This window comes from Pseudomonas berkeleyensis, assembly GCF_014109765.1.
In the GTDB taxonomy this organism is placed as follows: Bacteria; Pseudomonadota; Gammaproteobacteria; order Pseudomonadales; family Pseudomonadaceae; genus Aquipseudomonas; species Aquipseudomonas berkeleyensis.
The window spans coordinates 3844897-3865431 of sequence record NZ_CP059139.1 but is presented as its reverse complement, the minus strand read 5'-3'; the positions used below and the strand labels follow the sequence as shown (position 1 = coordinate 3865431).

General features: G+C 62.1%; 19 protein-coding genes. 8 read left to right on the top strand and 11 right to left on the bottom strand.

Going from position 1 to position 20535, the window contains the following annotated elements; all coding sequences use genetic code 11:
• Positions 1 to 4: 4 nt before the first annotated feature.
• Both HS968_RS17895 and HS968_RS17890 read right to left on the bottom strand, forming a co-directional pair.
• On the bottom strand, positions 5 to 1180 hold the full coding sequence (locus HS968_RS17895; RefSeq protein WP_182367783.1) for a cyanate transporter: 1176 nt from the start codon (positions 1178 to 1180) through the stop codon (positions 5 to 7).
• Positions 1177 to 2079 (bottom strand): DMT family transporter, encoded by a 903-nt coding sequence (locus tag HS968_RS17890; protein WP_182367781.1) that lies wholly within the window; start codon positions 2077 to 2079, stop codon positions 1177 to 1179. Before HS968_RS17890 ends, HS968_RS17895 begins: the two co-directional genes overlap by 4 nt.
• 85 nt (positions 2080 to 2164) lie before the next feature.
• Here HS968_RS17890 and HS968_RS17885 point away from each other — a divergent pair, with 85 nt between their 5' ends.
• Together HS968_RS17885 and HS968_RS17880 are read left to right on the top strand one after the other, a co-directional pair.
• A complete protein-coding gene (locus tag HS968_RS17885) occupies positions 2165 to 2668 on the top strand; it encodes a MarR family winged helix-turn-helix transcriptional regulator (protein ID WP_106736510.1) in 504 nt (167 codons plus the stop codon).
• A 434-nt stretch (positions 2669 to 3102) separates the two neighbouring features.
• Complete coding sequence (locus HS968_RS17880; RefSeq protein WP_182367778.1) at positions 3103 to 4407, top strand: CitMHS family transporter; 1305 nt, start codon at positions 3103 to 3105, stop codon at positions 4405 to 4407.
• Between the two features lie 100 nt (positions 4408 to 4507).
• On the opposite strand, the gene HS968_RS17875 is transcribed toward HS968_RS17880, so the two are convergent.
• Together HS968_RS17875 and HS968_RS17870 are read right to left on the bottom strand one after the other, a co-directional pair.
• Positions 4508 to 5107: a TetR/AcrR family transcriptional regulator gene (locus tag HS968_RS17875; protein ID WP_182367776.1), complete on the bottom strand. Its 600-nt coding sequence runs from the start codon at positions 5105 to 5107 to the stop codon at positions 4508 to 4510.
• A 23-nt stretch (positions 5108 to 5130) separates the two neighbouring features.
• The gene (locus HS968_RS17870; RefSeq protein WP_182367773.1) at positions 5131 to 5727 is read right to left on the bottom strand and encodes an NAD(P)H-dependent oxidoreductase; all 597 of its coding nucleotides are present in this window, start codon (positions 5725 to 5727) and stop codon (positions 5131 to 5133) included.
• 321 nt (positions 5728 to 6048) lie between these two features.
• Between HS968_RS17870 and HS968_RS17865 the strand changes: the two genes are divergently transcribed.
• Positions 6049 to 7026: a threonine/serine dehydratase gene (locus HS968_RS17865; protein ID WP_182367770.1), complete on the top strand. Its 978-nt coding sequence runs from the start codon at positions 6049 to 6051 to the stop codon at positions 7024 to 7026.
• Positions 7023 to 7964 carry an ornithine cyclodeaminase family protein gene (locus tag HS968_RS17860; RefSeq protein ID WP_182367767.1) on the top strand — a complete coding sequence of 314 codons (942 nt, stop codon included), beginning with the start codon at positions 7023 to 7025 and terminating at the stop codon, positions 7962 to 7964. The genes HS968_RS17865 and HS968_RS17860 overlap by 4 nt, the downstream gene beginning before the upstream one ends.
• A 15-nt stretch (positions 7965 to 7979) precedes the next feature.
• Here HS968_RS17860 and HS968_RS17855 read toward each other — a convergent pair whose 3' ends face one another.
• Complete coding sequence (locus tag HS968_RS17855; protein ID WP_106736504.1) at positions 7980 to 8591, bottom strand: helix-turn-helix transcriptional regulator; 612 nt, start codon at positions 8589 to 8591, stop codon at positions 7980 to 7982.
• Positions 8592 to 8765: 174 nt separating this feature from the next.
• Entirely contained in the window at positions 8766 to 9659 is an 894-nt protein-coding gene (locus tag HS968_RS17850; RefSeq protein ID WP_179622145.1) for a LysR substrate-binding domain-containing protein, read from the bottom strand.
• Positions 9660 to 9754: 95 nt separating this feature from the next.
• Here HS968_RS17850 and HS968_RS17845 point away from each other — a divergent pair, with 95 nt between their 5' ends.
• On the top strand, positions 9755 to 10921 hold the full coding sequence (locus HS968_RS17845) for an MFS transporter (RefSeq protein WP_119692973.1): 1167 nt from the start codon (positions 9755 to 9757) through the stop codon (positions 10919 to 10921).
• Between the two features lie 50 nt (positions 10922 to 10971).
• On the opposite strand, the gene HS968_RS17840 is transcribed toward HS968_RS17845, so the two are convergent.
• The 3 genes from HS968_RS17840 to HS968_RS17830 all read right to left on the bottom strand — a co-directional run bounded on the left by HS968_RS17840 (position 10972) and on the right by HS968_RS17830 (position 15479).
• On the bottom strand, positions 10972 to 11421 hold the full coding sequence (locus HS968_RS17840) for a carboxymuconolactone decarboxylase family protein (RefSeq protein ID WP_119692972.1): 450 nt from the start codon (positions 11419 to 11421) through the stop codon (positions 10972 to 10974).
• 497 nt (positions 11422 to 11918) lie between these two features.
• The gene (locus HS968_RS17835; RefSeq protein ID WP_182367765.1) at positions 11919 to 14336 is read right to left on the bottom strand and encodes a glucose/quinate/shikimate family membrane-bound PQQ-dependent dehydrogenase; all 2418 of its coding nucleotides are present in this window, start codon (positions 14334 to 14336) and stop codon (positions 11919 to 11921) included.
• Positions 14337 to 14558: 222 nt separating this feature from the next.
• Positions 14559 to 15479, bottom strand: a complete 921-nt coding sequence (locus HS968_RS17830; RefSeq protein ID WP_182367762.1) for a LysR family transcriptional regulator — start codon at positions 15477 to 15479, stop codon at positions 14559 to 14561.
• A 90-nt stretch (positions 15480 to 15569) separates the two neighbouring features.
• On the opposite strand from HS968_RS17830, the gene HS968_RS17825 reads away from it, so the two are divergent.
• Both HS968_RS17825 and HS968_RS17820 read left to right on the top strand, forming a co-directional pair.
• Positions 15570 to 16493 (top strand): carbon-nitrogen hydrolase family protein, encoded by a 924-nt coding sequence (locus HS968_RS17825; RefSeq protein WP_182367759.1) that lies wholly within the window; start codon positions 15570 to 15572, stop codon positions 16491 to 16493.
• 287 nt (positions 16494 to 16780) lie between these two features.
• Positions 16781 to 17650, top strand: a complete 870-nt coding sequence (locus HS968_RS17820) for an AraC family transcriptional regulator (RefSeq protein WP_182367757.1) — start codon at positions 16781 to 16783, stop codon at positions 17648 to 17650.
• Positions 17651 to 18109: 459 nt separating this feature from the next.
• On the opposite strand, the gene HS968_RS17815 is transcribed toward HS968_RS17820, so the two are convergent.
• A complete protein-coding gene (locus HS968_RS17815) occupies positions 18110 to 18412 on the bottom strand; it encodes a LasR-specific antiactivator QslA (protein WP_119692964.1) in 303 nt (100 codons plus the stop codon).
• Entirely contained in the window at positions 18405 to 18647 is a 243-nt protein-coding gene (locus tag HS968_RS17810) for a hypothetical protein (RefSeq protein ID WP_106739622.1), read from the bottom strand. The genes HS968_RS17815 and HS968_RS17810 overlap by 8 nt, the downstream gene beginning before the upstream one ends.
• A 668-nt stretch (positions 18648 to 19315) precedes the next feature.
• On the opposite strand from HS968_RS17810, the gene HS968_RS17805 reads away from it, so the two are divergent.
• Positions 19316 to 20371 (top strand): CHAT domain-containing protein, encoded by a 1056-nt coding sequence (locus HS968_RS17805; RefSeq protein ID WP_182367754.1) that lies wholly within the window; start codon positions 19316 to 19318, stop codon positions 20369 to 20371.
• The last annotated feature ends 164 nt before the right edge of the window (positions 20372 to 20535 follow it).

Sequence of the window (20535 nt, the reverse complement as noted above, 5' to 3'; positions counted from 1 at the left end):
CGCCCTACATTTTAGGCAGAGGGCGTGTATGGAAGCGTCCGCTGCCTGGCTTGAACAGCGTTGCCATGCCCATCAGTACCAGGGTGGCGGCGGCCATTGCCAGCCAGCTCAGGCGCAGGTCGGCGGTGTACTGGCGTAGCAGGCCTGCCAGGAATGGCGCGGTGGCGGCGATCAGGTAGCCGCCGCCTTGCACGAAGGCCAGCAGGTCGCCGGTCTGGCGCGGGTCGTCCAGGTGATCCTGGGCCACCACCAGCGACAGTGGAAACAGCGCACCGATGCCGATACCCAGCAAGATGCAGATCGGCACCACCAATTGCAGCGGCGCGAGCATCAGGCCGAGCAGGCCGGTCAGCAGCGCAAGCAATACCACGCCCAGCAACACGCGCCGATCCGGGCAGCGCGGCAGCAGGCTCGATGCCAGCAGGCCGGCGAATACTTCGCATAGCGTCAGCGCAGCCAGCAGCAGACCGCTGGACTGCGCACTCCAGCCCAGCGCGGTGTAGTAGGGCGGCAGCCAGGCCAGTACCAACGTGTAGCCGGCGGTGCCGATGCCGAAGAAGCTCATCAGCAACCAGGCTCTGGGCGAGCGCCAGACATCCAGATGCGGCACGTTGTCTGCTGCAGCCAGGGCTTCAGGCGGTGCTGCGCGGCGCCAGAGTGCGGCAGCGAGCAGGGCGGGCAATGTCCAGCTCGCCAGTGCCCACGACCATCCTATCGACTGCGCCAGCCAGGGCGTCAGCGCCGCACCGAAGGCCGCGCCACCCATGATCGCGCAGCTGTAGAAACCGATCAGCCGGCCGCTGTCTGCGGCGAAGCGCGACTTGATCAGGCCCGGCAAAAGCGCTTGCACGAAGGCGATCCCCGCGCCGGCCAGCAATGCGGTGACGATCAGAATGCTGGAGTCGGGCAGCACGCCGCGCGCCAGGCAGGCGAGGGCGATCAGCAGCACGCCGACGAGAATCCCGTTGCGTTCGCCCAGGCGTTTGCGCAGCAGGCCGGCGGCCAGAGCGCCGAGGCCCATGATGACGACCGGCAGGCTGGTCAGCAGGCTGGCACCGATATGATCCAGGCCGGTGTCGAGCTGGATGCGGTCGAGCAGTGGGCCGATGGCTGCTAGCACCGGGCGCAGGTTCAGCCCGAGCAGAACGATGGCGATCAGCAGCAAGGTCTGGCGCTTCATGCTTGTGCCTCCTGCGCGCCGCGCCAGGCCACCAGCAGTACGCCGACGACGATACACAGCGCTGCCAGCAGCAGGCTCAGGCTGCCCTGTTCACCGAGCAGGCCGATGGCGATGACCGCACCGGTGATCGCCGCCACCGAGCCGATCTGGCTGAGGAACACCGTGCCAGCCAGGTTCTGCAGAACGAAGAACAGCGCGTAGACCGTCGCGAACAGCAGCATCTGCGCCAGCAGCAGGCCGACGGCCATGGCACTGCTCAGCTGGAGGGAAAAGTCGACGCCGACCAGGGCGGTGGGCACCAGCAGCACGGCGCCGCCGAGCAGCATGCCGGGAGCCAGCGATAGTGGCGTGGCACCGCTGGGCCAGTAGCGGGCGCGATAGATATTGCCCAGCGCGAGGAACACCGGCACGCACAGCGCTGCTATCACCCACAGAACCGGACTGCTGCCGCCGTGCAGCTTGCCCAGCGCCAGCAGCAGGCTGCCGGACAGACCGATGCAGATGCCCAGCAGGCGGATGCGGCTGAGCGCCTCCATGCGCAGCGCCAGGGCCAGCAGGTAGGTGAACAAGGGCGGGAAGGCCAGGCACATCGAGGCGAAACCGGCGCCGACATGGCTGATGGAGCTGAACAGCAGGGCGTTCGGCACGGCAATGCTGAGCAGGCCGGAGGCGAGGTAGTAGCGCTGTTGCGGCAGGCTCATGCCAGGTCGCTCGCCACGCCACCAGGCGAACAGCAACAGCAGCAGACCACCACCGAGCAGGCTCCACAGCAGATAGGCCATCGGCTGCCAGCCCGCGTTGCCGGCAAGCTTGACCAGGATGCTGGTCAGCCCCATCAGCGCGCCGACCGTGAACAACAAGGCCAATGCCAGAAGTGGTCGATATTGATTGCCCGACATGCGGGTGCCTCCCTGGTGTGGATACGCTACGATGGAAACATTCTTTTTGAAAAGTATCTTGATGGCAAGATAAATCGAGGGCGACATGCAAGACCGTGCGCAACTGGCTGCCGAGCAATGGCAGCAACAACGGCCCGATCTGGACGGTTTTTCCATGGCCGTGATCGGGCGCCTGGGCGAGCTGAGCCAGTTGATCAGCCGTGATCATCTGCTGCCGTTCTTCGCCGAGCATGGCCTGCAGGCTGGCGAGTTCGACCTGCTCGCGACCCTGCGCAGATCGGGCGAACCCTATGCCCTGATGCCGACCACGTTGTACGAGAGCGCGATGATTTCCTCCGGTGGTATGACCAGTCGCATCGACCGCCTGGAGAAAGCCGGGTTGATCGAGCGCCGCAAGCACCCGAGCGATCGCCGTGGCGTGCTGGTGGCGCTGACGCCGGCTGGTTTCGAACTGATCGACAACATGCTCGCCGCCCATGTGGCCAACCTGCAGCGAGTGCTCTCAGGATTGACCGCCGAGGAGCAGCGCACGTTGCATGAATTGAATGGCAAGCTGCTGGCGGGGCTGGCTCCGCGGGATGGGGCGTGAGCGCGGAACCTTGTGTCGCAGGGTATACGCCGTTCTGGCAGGTGACCGTTGGAGTGCCATGTTCGTGGGAGGGGCTTTAGCCGCGACATGGGCATCCTTACCCGTTGCTGTAGCGCGCCAATGCGGGATGAGAGGCGCGTCATCCCCATACACGCCTGCAAGCCCGTGCAGCGCGCGAATCGCTAAATATGAATTTTTTGTGACAGCTTCATGATGAAAGCTGCCAGAAAGCTTCCACGCCTATGTTCTTGCCCATGGCGGGCGCAGACCTGCCACCGCGTCGTGACCGCCCAGGCGGCCGACCATTACCAACAAGAACAATACGGTACACATCCATGCCTCTGACAGGCCTCGCGTTCCCTCTCTCCGTTCGTCCGTCCAGCAACCCCCGCTGATCGCCCTCGCACCCAGCCGAATCACGTCCGGAGAATCCCATGCTCACATTCCTTGGCTTCGCCATGGTCTCGACTTTCATGTACCTGATCATGAGCAAACGCCTGTCGGCGCTGATTGCCCTGATCATCATCCCCATCCTCTTCGCGCTGATCGGTGGTTTCGCCAACCAGATCGGCCCGATGATGCTCGAAGGCATCAGCAAGCTCGCGCCCACCGGCGTGATGCTGATGTTCGCCATCCTCTACTTCGCCATCATGATCGACTCCGGGCTGTTCGATCCGCCCGTGCGCCTGATCCTCAAACTGGTCAAGGGCGATCCGCTAAAGGTCGCGGTCGGCACCGTGGCCCTGGCGCTGATCGTCTCCCTGGATGGCGACGGCTCGACCACCTACATGATCTGCGTCGGCGCCATGCTGCCGCTGTACAGCCGCCTGAAAATGAGCCCGACCATCATGGCCGGTCTGATCATCATGGCTGGCGGCATCATGAACATGACGCCCTGGGGCGGCCCGACCGCACGTGCCGCCAGTGCCCTGCACGTCGACCCGTCCGATGTCTTCGTGCCGATGATTCCGGGCATGGTCATCGGCGCCATCGCGCTGTTCGGCGTCGCGTATCTCTATGGCCTGCGCGAGCGCAAGCGCCTGGGTGTGCTGCACCTGCCGGACGATCAGCTCACTCAGGAAGAGATCAGCGTGTCGCAGTTTCCCGAGGCGCGCAGGCCGAAGCTGCTGTGGGTCAACGCCATCCTCACCGTTGTGCTGATGACCACTCTGATCGCCGGCCTGCTGCCGATGCCGGTGCTGTTCATGATCGCCTTCAGCATCGCCATGATCATCAACTATCCCTGCCTGCAACAGCAGAAGGAGCGCATCGCGGCGCATGCCGGCAATGTCCTGGCGGTGGTCGGGTTGATCTTCGCGGCGGGTATCTTCACCGGCATCCTTAGCGGTACCGGCATGGTCGAAGCGATGTCCAAGAGCCTGCTGGCGGTCATCCCCGAGGCACTCGGCCCGCACCTGGCGGTGATCACAGCGCTGGTGAGCATGCCGTTCACCTTCTTCATGTCCAACGATGCCTTCTACTACGGCATCCTGCCGGTGCTGAACCAGGCAGCGTCCAGCTACGGCATCAGCGCCGTGGAAATGGCTCGCGCCTCCATCGTCGGCCAGCCGGTGCACCTGCTCAGCCCACTGGTGCCGTCCACCTACCTGCTGATCGGCCTGGCCAAGATCGAGTTCGGCGACCTGCAACGCTTCACCCTCAAATGGGCGGTGATGGTGTGCATGGTGATCCTGGCGGCGGCCCTGTTGCTGGGCGTGTTTCCCTTCATCAGCAGTTGATTGAGCGCTTGAACACGAACGCCCGCCTATGCGGGCGTTCGTGTTTCTGCTGGGTGTGGCGGGGGGCGATTACAGGTGCTGAGCCGCTTATGGTGGGGGCTTAGTTGCTGCGCTGAACCATTCCCAGGATGGTCAGGCGCAGTTCTTCCTTGGCCTGTGCCTCGGTGATGTCGCCCACGACTGCGGCATCCGACAGGGCGTCGGCGGCTCCCAGCATCGCCCACAGGCTGGCTGTCGAAACGCCCTCTGGCCCGGCGAAAGGCGCGAATATCCCGGCGCACTTCTTGATGAAGGCCTCCTGGTACTGACGCTTGACTGCGGCCAGCTCGGGCGAACCGCTGAGTGCAGCCAGCACGTCCTGGATCTCGCGCCCCTGGGTCAGCACGCAATCGACATACGCGCCGGCAATGACACGAGCCTTGTCCTGCACGTTGGACTTGGCGGCTGCGACAGCGGCATCGAAGAGGGCGGTTTGCCGAATGTCGTAGTCTTCGTAGAGGGCGGCCAGCAGGCCATTGCGGGTGCCGAAGTGGTCGTAGACCACCGGCTTGGTGATGCCGGCAGCCTCGGCCAGGCGGCCGAGGGTGAGAGCGTCCGTGCCCTCGTCGCGGATCAGCGTCCACGACGTTTCCAGCAACTGGCGAGTGCGGGCTTCTCGGGGCAGGCGTCGGCGCGAGGGCGTGGAAGTAGGCGAGGTCATGCGCCCGATTGTCCCACTCCGACTCAGGGCTGGGAAGCGAATACGCCAGCACCGATCTTCTGTGCAGTCTCCAGATGAGCCGCTGGGTAACCGGCATCCGAAGCCAGTAGCACGGCGGAGCTGCGCACGCTTGCACCGCAGTAATCGAAAATCCCGTGGTCGATCTGGGTCTTCATCGCGGGAGCGTAGCCGTGTCGAGTGAAGGTGCCTTCATCGGCGCCACCGATGGCAACCAGATGAACCTGCAGGCGTTGCAGTTTCTTCACCACCTTGCCGTTGTCACTGTCCTCATAGGCCCAGCCCTGGGCGAATACACGGTCTATCCAGCCCTTGAGCAAGGCGGGGAACGACCACCAGTAAATCGGGTAGACGATCACCAGGGCGTCGGCACGATCCAGCCGCTGTTGCTCGGCTGCGACATCGGCGGGTGCTGCTGCCTGCTTCGTGAACAACGCCTGATCCGCCTGATTGAAGCGCGGGTCGAAACCTTCCTCGGCCAGGTCGGCCAGCTCGAAGGTGTGGTGCGGGTTGGCACTGGTGATGCCTGCTGCGACGCGCTGAGCAATGGCGTGGGTCAGTGAATTGGGATTGGGGTGGGCGACGACGATCAGGCTGTGCATGGTTGGCTCTCCAGTAGGGACGGTTAGCGGCTCGCTGAGCGAAATAGCGTCGGTGAATCATTACCTACTAAAAGTAACTTACCATTGGTAGGTTGTCGAGCCAGGGCGGAATTGCCTCAAGCAGTGATCTTGTTGTTTGTGTAATAAAAGTCTACTGTAGACTTATATTTTATATTGGCGCAGCTGTGAACTGTTGAACTCACACCGTCTGCTTCGTCGCGCCGTCCTGTTCCAGGCGGGAGCGACAGCGCCGGCGCGCCGCTTTTGAGCAAGGGCCAGAACGGGCAACCGTTTCATCATTTCTGACGTTAGAGGTTCCAGATGCAACTCGACGATACCTACCTGCAGCAGCTCTTCGAGGCGATCAGCCAGGCGCATGTCGCGCTGCGGCCGCAGGTGGCGGTTACTCCGCTGATTCACAGTGCTGCGCTTTCCGCGATCACGGGCTGCGAGGTTCATCTCAAGTGCGAGCACCTGCAGCACACCGGGTCGTTCAAGTTTCGCGGTGCCAGCAACAAGATCCGCCTGCTGCCCGAGGCGCAGCGCCAATCGGGGGTGATCACGGCGTCGTCCGGCAATCACGGGCAGGCGCTCGCGCTGGCTGGCAATACGTTGGGCGTGCCGGTCACTGTCTACACGACCGCCACGGCTTCTCGGGTCAAACTCGACGCCATCCGTGCGCAGGGCGCAGAGGTGGTGAGCCTGGATACGGACCCGCTGAGTGTCGAATTCGAAGCCGCGCGCCAGGCCGAGCTCCAGGGCAAACCGTTCGTGTCGCCCTACAACGATGCCCAGGTCATCGCGGGTCAAGGCACCATCGGTATGGAGCTGCATGAGCAGGCCGAGCAACTGGATGCGGTGTTCGTCGCCGTGGGTGGCGGCGGCATGATTTCTGGCATCGCCACTGCACTCAACTGGCTGAGCCCATCGACGCAGATCATCGGCTGCTGGCCTGCCGTTGCCCCGACGCTGCAGAAGTCGCTGGAGGCCGGGGCGATCATCGACATGGAGGAGGGCGAGACCCTGTCCGATGGCACCGCCGGAGGCGTCGAGCCCGGCAGCATCACCTTCGCGCTGTGCCAGCAGCTTCTAGATCGCACCGTGCTGGTTTCCGAACAGGAGATCAAGGCAGCCATGCGTGATGTGGCCGCCAGCGAGCGTTGGATCATCGAAGGGGCGGCTGGCGTTGCCGTGGCGGCGATGCAGAAACTCGCGCCGGAGTATCGTGGCAAGCGAGTCGCTGTAGTGATTTGCGGGCGCAATATCACCCTCGAGAAATTCCTCGGAGCGGTGGCGTGAGAATCGTCGACAAGCAGCAAATCGTTGCCCACATCGACCTCGCCCTGGCAGTGCAGCGGATCGAAGAAGGTTTCGTCGCGTTCTCCAATGGCAAAGTGCAGGTGCCGCCGGTCCAGATGTTCGCCTTCGCTGCCGCGAACGGCGATTGCTGCGTCAAATCCGCCTTCATCGAGGGCAGTGAAACCTTCACCGTCAAGGTGTCTACCGGGTTCTACGACAACCCCGGCAAAGGGCTGGAGAGCAACGACGGCCTGATGCTGGTGCTGTCGGCCAGCGACGGTCAGCCGCTTGCGCTGTTGCAGGATCAAGGCTGGCTCACCGGCATGCGCACGGCTCTGGCAGGACGTATCGCGGCACGGCTTATGGCGCCGCGTGAGGTGTATGCCATCGGCATTCTCGGCACGGGTATGCAGGCCCGCATGCAACTCGAACAGCTGCGGCCGGTTACCGCGTGCCGTCGGGTCATCGTCTGGGGGCGCAATGACGCCGAGCTGGCCTCTTACAGCGATTTCGCCGCTGAGCTCGGATTCGATGTTCAGGTGACGCGGGAGGCGAAGACGTTGGCGGAGGGCGCCAACCTGATCGTCTGCACCACGCCATCGCGCGCAGCGCTTCTCGACAGCGAGTGGGTCAGGCCAGGTACGCATATCACCGCAATCGGTGCGGATGCGCCCGGCAAGCAGGAACTCGACCCGCTGCTGGTCGCGCGGGCCGATCGCATCATCGTGGACTCAGTCGTGCAATGCCGGCAGTACGGCGAGGTGTCCCATGCCTTGAAGGCAGGGCTGATCGAGGAGGCGCAACTGGGTGAGATCGGCGCATTGCTGGACGGGCGAATTGCCGGGCGCACGAGCGACGATGAAATCACTCTGGTCGATCTGACCGGGGTCGCCGTGCAGGATGCGCAAATCGCGCTCTGCGCGCTCCAGTCTCTGTGATGATGCTGCCTGCTATCAGGCGGCGCGCAGTGCCTTGAGGTATTTGTAGACCGTCGCGCGGCCCATGTTCAGCACATTGGCGACGTAGTCCGCCGCGCTGCGCCCATCGAACGCGCCTTCCTTGAACAGCGCCTCGATCAGTTCCTTCTTGTGCTTCTGGTTCAGCGCACCGAGAGACAGCTGTCTGTCGCGCAGCCAGCTGTGCAGAAAGGTGTTGATCCGCTCCTGCCAGTCATCGCGGAAGAGGGCGTCCGGCTGGGGAATGATGCGGCTCATCTGGAAGAACGCATCGAGCGCTTCACGCGCCTGATCGAGCACCGACAGGTTGAGGTTGATGCACATCAGCGCCTCGGGCTCGCCCTGGTCATTGCGTAGCACGCTGCTGATCGAGCGCACCTTCTGGCCGTTCCAGTTCAGCTTCTCGTAGGGGCCGAGGTTGGACGCCGAGATGATGTCTTGCGCCAGGTCTTCCAGCGCCGACTCGTCACCGAGTTTGCGCTTGGAGGTGTTGTTGGCGATATGCGCGACCGTCTGGCTGGCCAGGTCGTGGATGACGACCTCCGCGTGAGGAAAAAGCAGCGTGGCGATGCTGTCGGCAATGGCTTTGTAATTGTCGAACTTGTTCATTGATCAGCGATTCGATGGCCGTTCCATAGGCATCCGTGGCGGGCACGGATGGCGGGTGCTTGAGCGCATGGCTGCGATCATACCAGCTTGATTGCCGGCCAAGCCTTGCGTGCAGCCGGCTTCACAGGTGTTTGCTGGCGACGCCTGGCAGAAGCTGGCGAGGCAGCGCGCGACTCACATCCGGTGATGCTCCAGTAGAAAATCCACGAACACCCGCACGCGCGCCGGCATGGCCGAGCCACCGACGAACACCGCATGAATCGGCTCACGGTCACCGGGGTTCCAGGCTTGCAGCAGCGGCACCAGATCGCCGCGCTGCAGATCCTCGGCCACGCTGAATTCGCCGATGCGCGCGATGCCGGCGCCGACCCGTGCGAACTGCGCGAGCGCTTCGCCGCTGCTGCATTCGATATTGCCGCAGACCTTCAGAGAGAATTCCTTGCCGTCACGGATGAACGGCCAGTTGGGTTCGGCGCGGCGGAAGTTGAAGCGCAGGCAGTTGTGCTGCAACAGGTCTTCCGGTTGCTGCGGCGTGCCGTGGCGTTGCAGGTAGTCGGGGGAGGCCACCACCACCTGGCCGGTTTCGCCGACCTTGCGGGCGGTCAATGGGCTGTCCGGCAGATGGCCGAAGCGCACGGCTACGTCAGCCTGGCCACCGAGAATGTCGACCACTTCGTCGCCCAGGCTGAGGTCGACGGTGATGTTCGGGTAACGCGCGCTGAATGCGGCTACCAGCGGCACGATAGCCAGCCGCCCGTGACCGAGCGCAGCACTGACGCGCAAGCGACCCCGAGGCACGCCCTGGTCAGCGATGGCTTCTTCGACCTCGGCCATGTCGGCGAGGATGCGCCGGGCGCCGCGCAGGTACGCCTCACCCTCGGCGGTGAAGGTGATCGCGCGGGTGGTGCGCAGCAGCAGGCGGGTGCCGAGGCGCAGCTCGGTACGCGCGATGATCCGGCTGACCGCCGAGGGCGTCAGCCCCAGTGCGCGTGCAGCGGCCGACAGGCTGCCTTCCTCCGCCACGGTGGTGAACACCGCCATGTCGCCTGATCTGCCGCCTATGTCCATTTGTGCTCCGTAAGCAAAGGTGTTTGCCAGAAAAGCCATCTACCGCCGGTAAGGGCTGGATCGTAGCATTCGCGGCATAGATGAGGAGACTTTCCATGCGTATCAATCCACCACTCGTTGCTCTCGCCATTGGCGCCTTCGGCATCGGTGTCACCGAGTTCGCCCCCATGGGCATGTTGCCGGGTATCGCCAGCGATCTCGGCGTTTCCATTCCCGCCGCCGGCCTGCTGGTCAGCGCCTACGCGCTGGGCGTGTTGCTCGGCGCGCCACTGATGACCCTGACCACCGGCAAGATTCCTCGGCGCTATCTGCTGATCGGGCTGATGGCCATCTTCACCCTGGGCAACCTGATGTCGGCCCTGGCGACTGACTACTACAGCCTGCTGATCGCGCGGGTGGTGACCTCGCTCAACCACGGCGCCTTCTTCGGCGTCGGCTCCATCGTCGCTGCCAGCGTGGTCGCACCAGACAAACGCGCGGGGGCGGTGGCGGCCATGTTCATGGGCCTGACCCTGGCGACCATCGGCGGTGTGCCGCTGGCGGCCTGGTTCGGTGAGGTGTTTGGCTGGCGCACGGCGTTCTGGGGCATCACCGGCCTCGGTGTGTTGGCGATGGTCTCGCTGTGGTTCGCGCTGCCCAATGTGCCGCTGCCGGAAAGCGATGGCGTACTGGCCGAAATCCGCGTGCTGGGTCGTGGCCCGGTGTTGGCGGCGCTCGCCCTGACCGTGATCGGTTCCAGCGCGATGTTCACCGTGTTCACCTATATCGCGCCGATCCTCAGCAGTGAGACCCAGGCCTCCACCGCCTTCATCACCGCCATGTTGGTGCTGTACGGCATCGGCCTGACGCTGGGCAACGTATGGGGCGGCAAGGCGGCGGATCGCTCCGTCGACCGTACCCTGATCGTCTCGCTGGGTACTCTGATTCTGGTCTTGCTGGCCTTCACCGTGCTGATGCGCTGGCCGCTACCCGCCGCCGTGGCCATTCTGATCTGGGGTATCGCCAGCTTCGCCATCGTGCCGCCGCTACAGATGCGCGTGATGGAGGCGGCCAAGGCCGCACCCAACCTGGCCTCGGCAGTGAATATCGGTGCCTTCAACCTGGGCAACGCTATCGGCGCGGCACTGGGCGGAGCGGTGATCAAAGCGGGGCTGGGCTACCCGGCGATCTCCCTGGCCGGTGCGGCGATGGCGGGCTTGGGACTGCTGATGGTGCTGGGTTTTGCCTGGCGTTCCAGGTCGGTGGCAGCTGCGGCGATCTAAGAGAGCGGCAATTGGGAAGGGGGCGGATTAATGATCCACCCCTTTCCGATTTACCCCTTCGCAGCAGGACTCAAGCGAAAGCTGACGCCCATGCGGTTGAAAGCGTTCATGGCTGCGATAGCCGCCGTAAGGTCGACCAGGTCTTTCGGGGTGAATGCGGACGATGCTGCGGCATAAGCTGCGTCGGAAACATGCGTCTCACTGACCAAGGTCACTTCTTCCGTCCAGGCCAAAGCGGAGCGTTCCTGGTCAGAAAACAGATGCGCGGCCTCATGCCAGACAGGCACCAGCACGAGTTTTTCTACTGACATACCTCCCTTGATCAGATCCCGTGAATGGATATCGATGCAGTGCGCGCATCCATTGATCTGTGACGCCCGCAAGAACACGAGATGGATGAGTTGAGGCGGCAGGTTTGTTCCGGTGGTGACGAAATGGTGCAGACCTCCCAGTGCTTTAGCTGCACCGGCTGATGCCTCAAACCAGTTAATACGATTCATGGAGCAATACCCTTTGAGGATGTGGAATCAGTAAGGCGTTGCCCCATTAAGACAACTAAGAGGATCAAGGTATTGATCCAATTAAAGGCTTTATGAGTGATCCACTTTTGCGGCATCTCCATCGCATGATGGCAACCGCCGAGGTTGTGCCCAGCCAGGCTTCGGTGTTGGGCGGTACGGTGCTCAAGGCAGGGGCGGGCTATCTGGCGATCTCCCAGGTGGGAGCGGTGATGATTTGGGGCGAGGCCGCTAGAGCGTAGGGCGTACTCGGCTTTAGCATCCTGCGTCGCTCTACCTCCTGCATCCATGCAGTCGTCGCGAAGCAGTACGCCAATGGAATTTCGAGCGATCGCGTGTTGCCAGGTTTGGCATGGATCGGTGGACTGTTCGCTAACGCCACGAGTGGTCGGCGTTCCGATCCGTCCTACGTCTGCCTGATTCGGCGCAGCTGTTACCGCGCCGGGGAGGGAGCGCCCGCCGTTTGGCGGGCGTTTTCGTCAGGGCAGGGCGTAGGCCATTACATAGTCGCCGCGGTCTGGCGACTGGCGGGCTCCGCCTGCGGTGATGACGACGTACTGCTTGCCGGTTTTCGGCGAAACGTAAGTCATCGGGCCGCCCTGGCTGCCGACGGGCAGGCGGGCCTTCCAGATTTCCGCGCCGTTGCTGCTGTCGAAGGCGCGCAGGTAGAAGTCCTGGGTGCCGGCGATGAACACCAAACCACCCTGGGTCGACAGCGTGCCGCCGAGGGTCGGCAGGCCAATCGGGATCGGCAGGTGCATGCGGATGCCCAGCGGGCCGGTGTCCTCGACGGTGCCGACCGGTACTTGCCAAGCAATCTGCTGGGTCTTCATGTCGATGGCGGTCAGGGTGCCGTAGGGCGGCGCCTGGCAGGGGATGCCGGCCACCGACAGGAAGCGGTTCTTGTTCACCGCATACGGGGTTCCCTTGAGCGGCACCGCGCCCATGCCGGTGTTCAGTGCTTCACCGCCGCCAGCGGTCTTGGCGTCTTTCTGCTGCGGCTGCATCTGAATCCACAGGCCCAGGCGCATGTCGTTGACGAAGATGAAGCCGTGCACCGGGTCGGTGGACAGGCTGCCCCAGTTCATGCCGCCCAGCGAACCTGGGAAGCTCAGCGACAGGTCGGTGCCCGGAGCGGTATAGAGGCCGTCGTAGCGCATCTGCTTGAAGTTGATACGGCACAGCATCTGGTCATACGGCGTGGCGCCCCACATGTCCGACTCGGTCAGGGTCTGTGCGCCGATCTGCGGCATGCCCACGGATTTTGGCTGGGTCAGCGAGTACTGCTCGTTGGGGATGCCGGCAGACTTGACCGGGACTTCCTCGACCTTGGTCAGCGGCTTGCCGGTGGCGCGGTCGAGCACGTAGATCTGCCCGGCCTTGGTGCCGATCACCAGCGCGGGAACGCTCTGGCCGTCGTCCTTGGTGAAGTCGATCAGGCTTGGCTGCATCGGCAGGTCGAAGTCCCAGAGGTCGTTGTGCACGGTCTGGTAGACCCACTTCTCGGCGCCAGTGCTGGCGTCGACGGCCAGCACCGAGGCGCCGTACTTGTGGTTCAGCTCGGTGCGCTCGGCCCCGTAGAGGTCGGTGGAGGAGCTGCCCATGGGCAGGAACACCGTGTTCATCGCCGCATCGTAGGACATCGGCGCCCAGCTATTGGGGGTGCTGCGTACATAGGTGCTGCCGTCGGCCGGTGCCTGTTTGTCCTCCGGGTTACCCGGGTCGAAGGCCCAGCGCATGGCGCCGGTGATGACGTCGAAACCGCGGATCACGCCGCCGGGCATATCGGTCTGCACGTTGTCCGCTACGCGCCCGCCGACCACCACGGTGGTGCCGGCCATCAGCGGCGCCGAGGAGAGCTGGTAGTAGGAATCCGGCACGTCACCGAGGCCTGCCTTGAGGTCGACCTGGCCGTTGTCGCCAAAACCCTGGCAGAACTCGCCGGTGTCGGCATCGACTGCGATCAGGCGGGCATCGATGGTGTTGGTCAGCAGGCGACGCTGGCAGTTGGCACCGGCCGGCACGCTGACGGCGATCACCGGTGAGCTGTCCGGCTGGCTCGGCTGGGCCACTGGTTGGCTGGCGTCGAAGTAGGCCAGGCCACGGCAGCGCTGCCAGACCTTGGACTGCGCCTTGATCTCGTTCTTCCAGAGTTCCTTGCCGGTATCGGCATCCAGCGCGATCAGGTTGTTGTGCGGGGTGCAGATGAACACCTTGTCGCCGATCTGCAGCGGCGTGAGTTGGTCTTCGGCACCGTTGCCGTCGCTCTGGGCGACATCGCCAGTGCGGTAGGTCCAGGCGACCTGCAGTTGGTCGACGTTGCCACGGTTGATCTGATCCAGCGCGGCGAAGCGGCTGCCACCCTCGGTATTGCCGTAGTGCGCCCAGTCCTTTTGCGCGTGGGCTGGGTCAACCGGAGTCAGGCCTGGGCCGTTGCCGGTGGCCGGCACGCTGGGGTGGGGAACGAACATGTTGCCCACTGCCCAGGCCAGAGCAATCGCCATCACCCCGGCCACGCCATAGGCGCCGCGCCCGGCGTTACCACCGGCAGCACGCACCAGCGTCGGGTAGACCAGCGCCACCACCAGGCCGATCACGCTGAACATGAACAGGCGCGAGAACATCGGCCAGAAGCTGCGATCCGTGTCGAGGACGGCCCACACGGCGGTGCCGACGAGGAAGGCGGCGAACAGCCAGGCGCCGACCTGTTTGCGCAGGGCAATCAGCAGACCAGAGAGGGTCATGGCCAGGCCGCCGATGAGGAAGTACGCGCTGCCGCCCAGGCCGATCAGACGAACGCCACCAGCGGCCAGGGCGAGGCCGAGCAGGGCGATGACGGCGCCGAGACCGATCAGGATGAACCTGCTGAGGCCAGAGGCCTGCGGTTGTTTCTTCATGGCAAGTATCTCGCTGTTTGAGTCGCCCCATTATAATCTTAGCTTGCTAATCAATTAGCCGGTTCGCGGGAAAGTTATGTTCGATTATTGGACGCTCGCATGGCCTGCCAGCCAGCAGCACCATGACTGCGTTCGAGCGCAATCCCCTGCCTGGTTCTATCAGCGTAGTCTGCTGCTGCTCCTGTCGCTGGCCCGGTCGCCCTGCGGATGCGAGCGATGGATCTAAACAGCGTTTTCGCTCAAATCATTCACTATCGTCTCTTTCACCCGCTGTATGGCGAGGTCGGGTTGTGGCGTGGTTCGCCAGCCCAGCTCGATCGGATAGCGAGGCAGTGTCAGTGGGCAGGGAAGTGCGACCAGCCCTGTTACCCGGGCAATGGTGTCAGCCGCATGGCTGGGGATGGTGGCCACGGCAGCGGTACCGGGTAACAGGTACGGCAAGGCGGCAAAGTGTGTGGTCGAGACACTGACTTTTCGCGTCAGCCCCATGGCTGCCAGTGCCTCATCGACGATGCCGATAAACCCGCCCGACGAAACCAGGATGTGCTCCCGGGCCACGAATTCGTCGATGTTCAGAGCCGTCTGTTCCGGCTGCAGGCTAGCGGCATCCACCAGGCAGCTATAGCCACCTTCGGTAAGTACCTCTCGGCTGAGCATTCGCGCATTGAACCCGCCAGCGGTAATGGCTAGGTCGATACTGCGGTCGAGCAGGGCATCAGCGACGATCTGGCTGTGTGTCTGCCGGAATATCAGGCGCAAGCCTGGTGCCCGCACTTGAACGGAATCGATCAACTGACGCCCATAGGCGATTTCGAAGTCATCCGATAAACCCAGGGTGACGGCGCGGCCGCTGAAGTCGCTGGCCGTAGGTGCCAGCAAGGCCAGGCTCTGCCGACATTTGGCCAGCGCTTCGCCGATCACCGGGCGTAGCTGGTTCGCCCGCAGCGTCGGTGCCAGACCGCGTCCGGTGCGCATGAACAGCGCATCCCCATAAACGTCCCGAAGGCGGCGCAGCGACGCGCTCACCGCCGACTGGCTGACGCCCAGGCGCAGGGCGGCCCGGCTGGCGCTGGATTCCTCGTATAGCGCTTCGAACACCTTCAGCAGGTTCAGGTCGACATCGACGATATTCATCTGATTCATATCAGTTAGAAGTGAATGGATATTTATTTATAGTTTGTCCGGGCCTGAGAATGTGCGAAACCCCTATCGCACATCGAGGAGCGTCTCCCAATGTCCAAGTCCATCGTCGCTGCGCTACAAATCGGCTCGCTACCGGGCGGCAAGGCCGACACGCTCGACCAGATTCTGTCTTACGAGACGGCCATCCGCGAAGCCGGCGCCAAGCTGGTCGTCATGCCAGAGGCTTTGCTGGGGGGGTATCCCAAGGGCGAAGGTTTTGGTACCCAGCTCGGTTACCGTCTGCCGGAAGGGCGTGAGGCCTTTGCCCGGTACTACGACAACGCAATCGACGTACCAGGGGCGGAAACCGACGCACTGGCAGCGCTGTCCGAGCGTACCGGCGCTGATCTGGTGGTCGGCGTCATCGAACGTAGCGGCCACAGCCTTTACTGCAGTGCGCTGTTTTTCACGCCCCAAGCAGGCTTGGCCGCCAAGCACCGCAAGCTGATGCCCACCGGTACCGAACGGCTGATCTGGGCCAAGGGCGATGGCTCGACCCTGCCCGTGGTGGAAGGGGAGGCTGGGCGGCTGGGCGCGGCCATCTGCTGGGAAAACTACATGCCGTTGCTGCGTACCGCGATGTATGCCAAAGGCCTCGACATCTGGTGCGCTCCCACCGTGGATGAGCGGGAAATGTGGTTCGCCACGATGCGCCACATCGCCTGCGAAGGGCGCAGCTTCGTGGTCAGTGCCTGCCAGGTGCAGGACTCCCCAGCGGCGCTGGGCATCAAGGTCGAGGGCTGGGCTGATGACCGCCCGTTGATCAACGGCGGCAGCGTGATCGTCGGCCCACTGGGGGACGTGCTGGCTGGCCCGATGACTGGCGGGCGTGGCCTGCTGGTCGCCGAAATCGACACGGCCGACCTGGTGCGGGCGCGCTACGATTTCGATGTGACTGGCCATTACGCTCGCCCCGATGTGTTCGAACTGGTTGTCGACGAACGCGCCAAACCCGGTGTCAGGTTCATCCAATAACGCGACAGTTGATGGCTGGCGCGGCAACTGCTGCACGTTGCCACGCGCTATACCCAAGGATGGGCCGCATCGATGGCTCCCACGCTCCTGCGTGGGAGCAAACCCGTGACGCTCTGCGTCACAGCGCAGCACGTAACTGCCCGTGATGGACGCTGGAGCGTCGAAGGCTGCATGCCCACGCAGGGCGTGGGAACGATCAACAGGCCAAACTGAGCAAACGCGGCTAGGCATCGGCACAGCGCCATTGCCTACGCTAGTGCTCACCGTATTCCTGGAGTTTCTGCAGCGTGTCTGTTCGATCACCTTCCTCTGCTTACATACAGCGTTTCGATGCTGTGCTCGCCTATATCGATGCCAACCTCGATGGCGATTTGTCGGTCAAGGCGCTGAGTCAGGTGGCCAGCTTTTCGCCCTTTCACTTCCATCGGCAGTTCGGCGCATTCGTTGGCGTACCGGTTTCACGCTATGTGCAACTGATGCGACTGCGGCGCGCTGCGCATGGTCTGGTGGCCCGGGCCGAACTCTCGGTATTGAACGCCGCACTCCAGGCAGGTTTTGAAAGCCCTGAAGCGTTCAGTCGGGCGTTCAGACGAGCGTTTGGCATGTCGCCCCGTGAATTCAGAAAGGCACCCAATTGGCATGTGTGGAATACGGTATTTGCCATCCCTCACTTTTCAAGGACTGTCGCCATGCACGTACAAATCGTCGATTTTTCCCCTGTGCGAGTCGCCGCATTGGAACACTGTGGCCCACCCGAGCTGGTGGACAAGAGCGTCAACACCTTCATCCAATGGCGCATGCAAAGCGGGCAATCACCGATTGCATCGAGCCGATCCTTTGGCATTCCATACGGCAATCCCGATACCACGCCAGCGCACGAGTTTCGCTTCGCCATTTGCGGCGAGATTCGACAGGCCGTGGCCGCGAACGAACTCAACATTCGCGAGCTGACCATACCGGGCGGGCGTTATGCCGTGGTTCGGCATGCGGGCTCCCCGGATCATATCGGTGAAACGATCTACCCGATTTACCGCGATTGGCTGCCGAGCAGCGGCGAAGAACTGCGCGACCAGCCGTTGTTCTTTGAATACCTGAGTGTTTATCCCGAGACGCCCAAGGATCACTGGCAAACGGATATCTATGTACCGTTGCGTTAGTGGCAACGAGGGCTGCCGGTGCTCCCGAGCTGAATGCTTGAGCTGGCGTCTCCCTTCAGCTGCACGTTGTCGATGGCTCCCACGCTCCGGTGTGGGAGCCATCAAAGAGGACGGTAACTGGAAGGAGACAGGTTGAAAAAATCTGTCTCCTTCTCCGGTTGTGCGTAACCCCGGCGTACTACGTCACTGCGCTTTGCGCATGAGAAACACCTTCACGCCTGGTGCGTCGGGGAGCGGCTGGGTTACCGGGATCACCAACACCTCGGCTTTGAATCCCGCACAAGGGCTCGGCATGTGCATTGGGCAGCGCTTGGCCTGATCCATACCAGAGTCAAATCTTAACCAGCGCCCTATGTGCAAAGTCTTGCGCACCGTCTCGTGGCTGCTCAGCTTTGTGAACGGTGCCCACAAAAAATACATTGCCAAGGAAGAGGCGAGGGCATGCCCTCGCCTCTGTCGTCACAAGCGCAATTCCGTCCGTAAGGCCTGATGCCCTCCGCCCAGCGGCGAGCACAAGCGCTGGTGGATGCGGCTGAGAAAGCCCAGTTCGAAGGCATGGCGCTGAGCACCCGGCGGGTACAGCTGGCGTTCCAGCAGCAGATTGGCCCATAGCCAGCCGCTGTTGGCGTCGTCCAGCCAGGCCTGCGCGGTTTGCACGCCGTGGCCGAAGCTCGCCTGACAATCTGCGTTCCAGCCGAAGTTGGCAGGCGGTTGCCCGTCATGGGCGGGCAGATGGGTGAGGTGCCTTTGCAGTTCAATCATGGGCTGCCCTCCCGGATGCCTGAGCGATGGCTCGGCGGTAGAGCACGATCAACTCGCTCAGCAGCGCACTGGTGCTATTGGCCAACTCCGGCTCCGGCATTCGCCGCAACAGCTTGGCCAGCAACGCTGCCCGATACTCGGCTGCTGCCTGCAACGGACACTCGTCCGCGACAAAGCTCTGCAACGGATTACGTGGTGAAGGGAAGGGGATAACGACGGATTCAGACTTGGTCATGCAGCACCTCCAAAGCGGAAGTCGGCACAACAGCCAGCAGCCCAGGGCGGAGCCCTTGGGTAAAAGGGGGATAGTGCATTTTCCTTATGCTCCTTGGACAGATTAAGGAGCCGCTTCCCAGCCTTCTCACGAGCTATGGAGGCGGACCGTGCAAGGGTGAGAAACCGGCGTCCAAGGGAACCGGCCAGGCCGAGGCCTGCCTCACACGGCCCGCCATAGAAATGCGGTAACCGGGCACAAAAAAAGCGCCGGCTACACTGCTATGGCGCTTCCGCGCCTTGGACGAAATTCGGGTTCTCACGCCCGGTCACGGGATTGACCGTGACGGGCGGACTGTAGCGCGGGCAAGTAGAGAGGACAAGGTGTGGGGGGGACTATTGGTTAGACGCGGTCATCGAGCGCTTCCAGACAGGGGCGAGTCACCGGTCGTCGGTGACTAGTTTGCCGTAGCTGTGGCATCGTCTAGTCGGTATACGTAAGACTCTAATGATATATGGCCGAAAATTTATAGCCAGAACAGATATCAGATGATCGAGAGCAATAAACGATGATTCGTTTTTACAGATAATTGTGTAAATGCCCAGTACTTTGATGTTGAAACTTGATGTTGAATAAGATGATGGCTGCATATTTTTTATGAGCGGCACGAGCATCACAAGGGATAATGTATGAGCATAGATATGTACCGGCGCCAAGTAATTCAGATTCGTTCGGGTATTGCTAAATTGATGGAGCAGAAGGCACGAGAAGTGCAAAAGGCAGCAGACGCGGGTAAGAGATCGCTTGCCGCACAAACTGCAGCGAGCAAAGCTAGTTCTACATCAACACTTCAAACCAAGCTGCGCGAAGCCAGTCGGTACGCTGATGACCAAGCTAGGCACGAGCGTGAGGTTGCAAAACTAGAAAAAAAAATTGCGGACGAACAGAAAAAGCTCGTAGGTGCTCAAGGGCGGCTGGATAGCGAGGAGACAAAAGCACTCAAGAAAAGGAATGACGAGCAGAAGCGTCAGCAGGATGCTCAACAGAGGCAGTTTCGTGCAGTGGAGTCTAGCTTGACGCACCATGAATCGCTTCATCGAGAAACCATTGCGCGTGTAGATCGGCTGAGCGCTTTACCCGAGCAAATTGTGGTTGCGTTCTTCGCTACTGATCCTGCGACAGCTTCTGATCGCAGGCTCCTTCTGGATGAGGAGGTTAGAGAGATACAGCAGAAGATCAGGCTTTCAGACCATCGTGATGCGGTCAAGCTGGAGTCGCGTTGGGCGTTACGATCTGGTGACATATTGCAGTACATGAACGAGTTGGAGCCTACTATCGTTCACTTTAGCGGGCACGGTACTAACCAGGACGAATTGGTTCTGCAGAATCGCAACGGTGATGCAGCTTTTGTTTCTCTTGCAAGTATTGTTGGTACTTTTGAGCTCTATGATTCGGTTCGGCTAGTTTTCTTTAATACCTGCCATTCATACAACCAAGCAGCCGCATGCACGCAATATGTGGATGCCGCGATTGGAATGAATCAGGAAATTGGCGACACAGCAGCACGTGTATTTTCTGCGCAATTCTATTCAGCAATTGGCTTCGGGAAGTCGATTCCCAACGCTTTTAAGCAAGCTAAGAATGCTTTGATGCTTGAGGGTATACCTGAAGAGTCAACTCCAGAACTTCACTTGCGAAAGGGTGTTGAGGAGGCTGACTTAGTGCTAGTTAAGCCCAAGTATTGACGGTTAGTGTCTAGTGCTAGGCATTGGTGGCGCGCTTGGGCCTCCACATGCGAGTTCCTCGGGAAACTCGGCGCTATGCTTGCGTAGCAGTATCGTAGAGCGTACTCGCGAAGCAGTGCGCCTTTTTTCTGGCTGGTGGACTGTTCGCTGGCGCTCCTGAGTCC

What these genes read in the sequence shown, in the direction of transcription:
- HS968_RS17895 (WP_182367783.1), bottom strand. Translation starts at nt 1,180, where the DNA reads ATGAAGCGCCAGACCTTGCTGCTGATCGCCATCGTTCTGCTCGGGCTG.
- HS968_RS17890 (WP_182367781.1), bottom strand. Translation starts at nt 2,079, where the DNA reads ATGTCGGGCAATCAATATCGACCACTTCTGGCATTGGCCTTGTTGTTC.
- HS968_RS17885 (WP_106736510.1), top strand. Translation starts at nt 2,165, where the DNA reads ATGCAAGACCGTGCGCAACTGGCTGCCGAGCAATGGCAGCAACAACGG.
- HS968_RS17880 (WP_182367778.1), top strand. Translation starts at nt 3,103, where the DNA reads ATGCTCACATTCCTTGGCTTCGCCATGGTCTCGACTTTCATGTACCTG.
- HS968_RS17875 (WP_182367776.1), bottom strand. Translation starts at nt 5,107, where the DNA reads ATGACCTCGCCTACTTCCACGCCCTCGCGCCGACGCCTGCCCCGAGAA.
- HS968_RS17870 (WP_182367773.1), bottom strand. Translation starts at nt 5,727, where the DNA reads ATGCACAGCCTGATCGTCGTCGCCCACCCCAATCCCAATTCACTGACC.
- HS968_RS17865 (WP_182367770.1), top strand. Translation starts at nt 6,049, where the DNA reads ATGCAACTCGACGATACCTACCTGCAGCAGCTCTTCGAGGCGATCAGC.
- HS968_RS17855 (WP_106736504.1), bottom strand. Translation starts at nt 8,591, where the DNA reads ATGAACAAGTTCGACAATTACAAAGCCATTGCCGACAGCATCGCCACG.
- HS968_RS17850 (WP_179622145.1), bottom strand. Translation starts at nt 9,659, where the DNA reads ATGGACATAGGCGGCAGATCAGGCGACATGGCGGTGTTCACCACCGTG.
- HS968_RS17845 (WP_119692973.1), top strand. Translation starts at nt 9,755, where the DNA reads ATGCGTATCAATCCACCACTCGTTGCTCTCGCCATTGGCGCCTTCGGC.
- HS968_RS17840 (WP_119692972.1), bottom strand. Translation starts at nt 11,421, where the DNA reads ATGAATCGTATTAACTGGTTTGAGGCATCAGCCGGTGCAGCTAAAGCA.
- HS968_RS17835 (WP_182367765.1), bottom strand. Translation starts at nt 14,336, where the DNA reads ATGAAGAAACAACCGCAGGCCTCTGGCCTCAGCAGGTTCATCCTGATC.
- HS968_RS17830 (WP_182367762.1), bottom strand. Translation starts at nt 15,479, where the DNA reads ATGAATCAGATGAATATCGTCGATGTCGACCTGAACCTGCTGAAGGTG.
- HS968_RS17825 (WP_182367759.1), top strand. Translation starts at nt 15,570, where the DNA reads ATGTCCAAGTCCATCGTCGCTGCGCTACAAATCGGCTCGCTACCGGGC.
- HS968_RS17815 (WP_119692964.1), bottom strand. Translation starts at nt 18,412, where the DNA reads ATGATTGAACTGCAAAGGCACCTCACCCATCTGCCCGCCCATGACGGG.
- HS968_RS17810 (WP_106739622.1), bottom strand. Translation starts at nt 18,647, where the DNA reads ATGACCAAGTCTGAATCCGTCGTTATCCCCTTCCCTTCACCACGTAAT.
- HS968_RS17805 (WP_182367754.1), top strand. Translation starts at nt 19,316, where the DNA reads ATGAGCATAGATATGTACCGGCGCCAAGTAATTCAGATTCGTTCGGGT.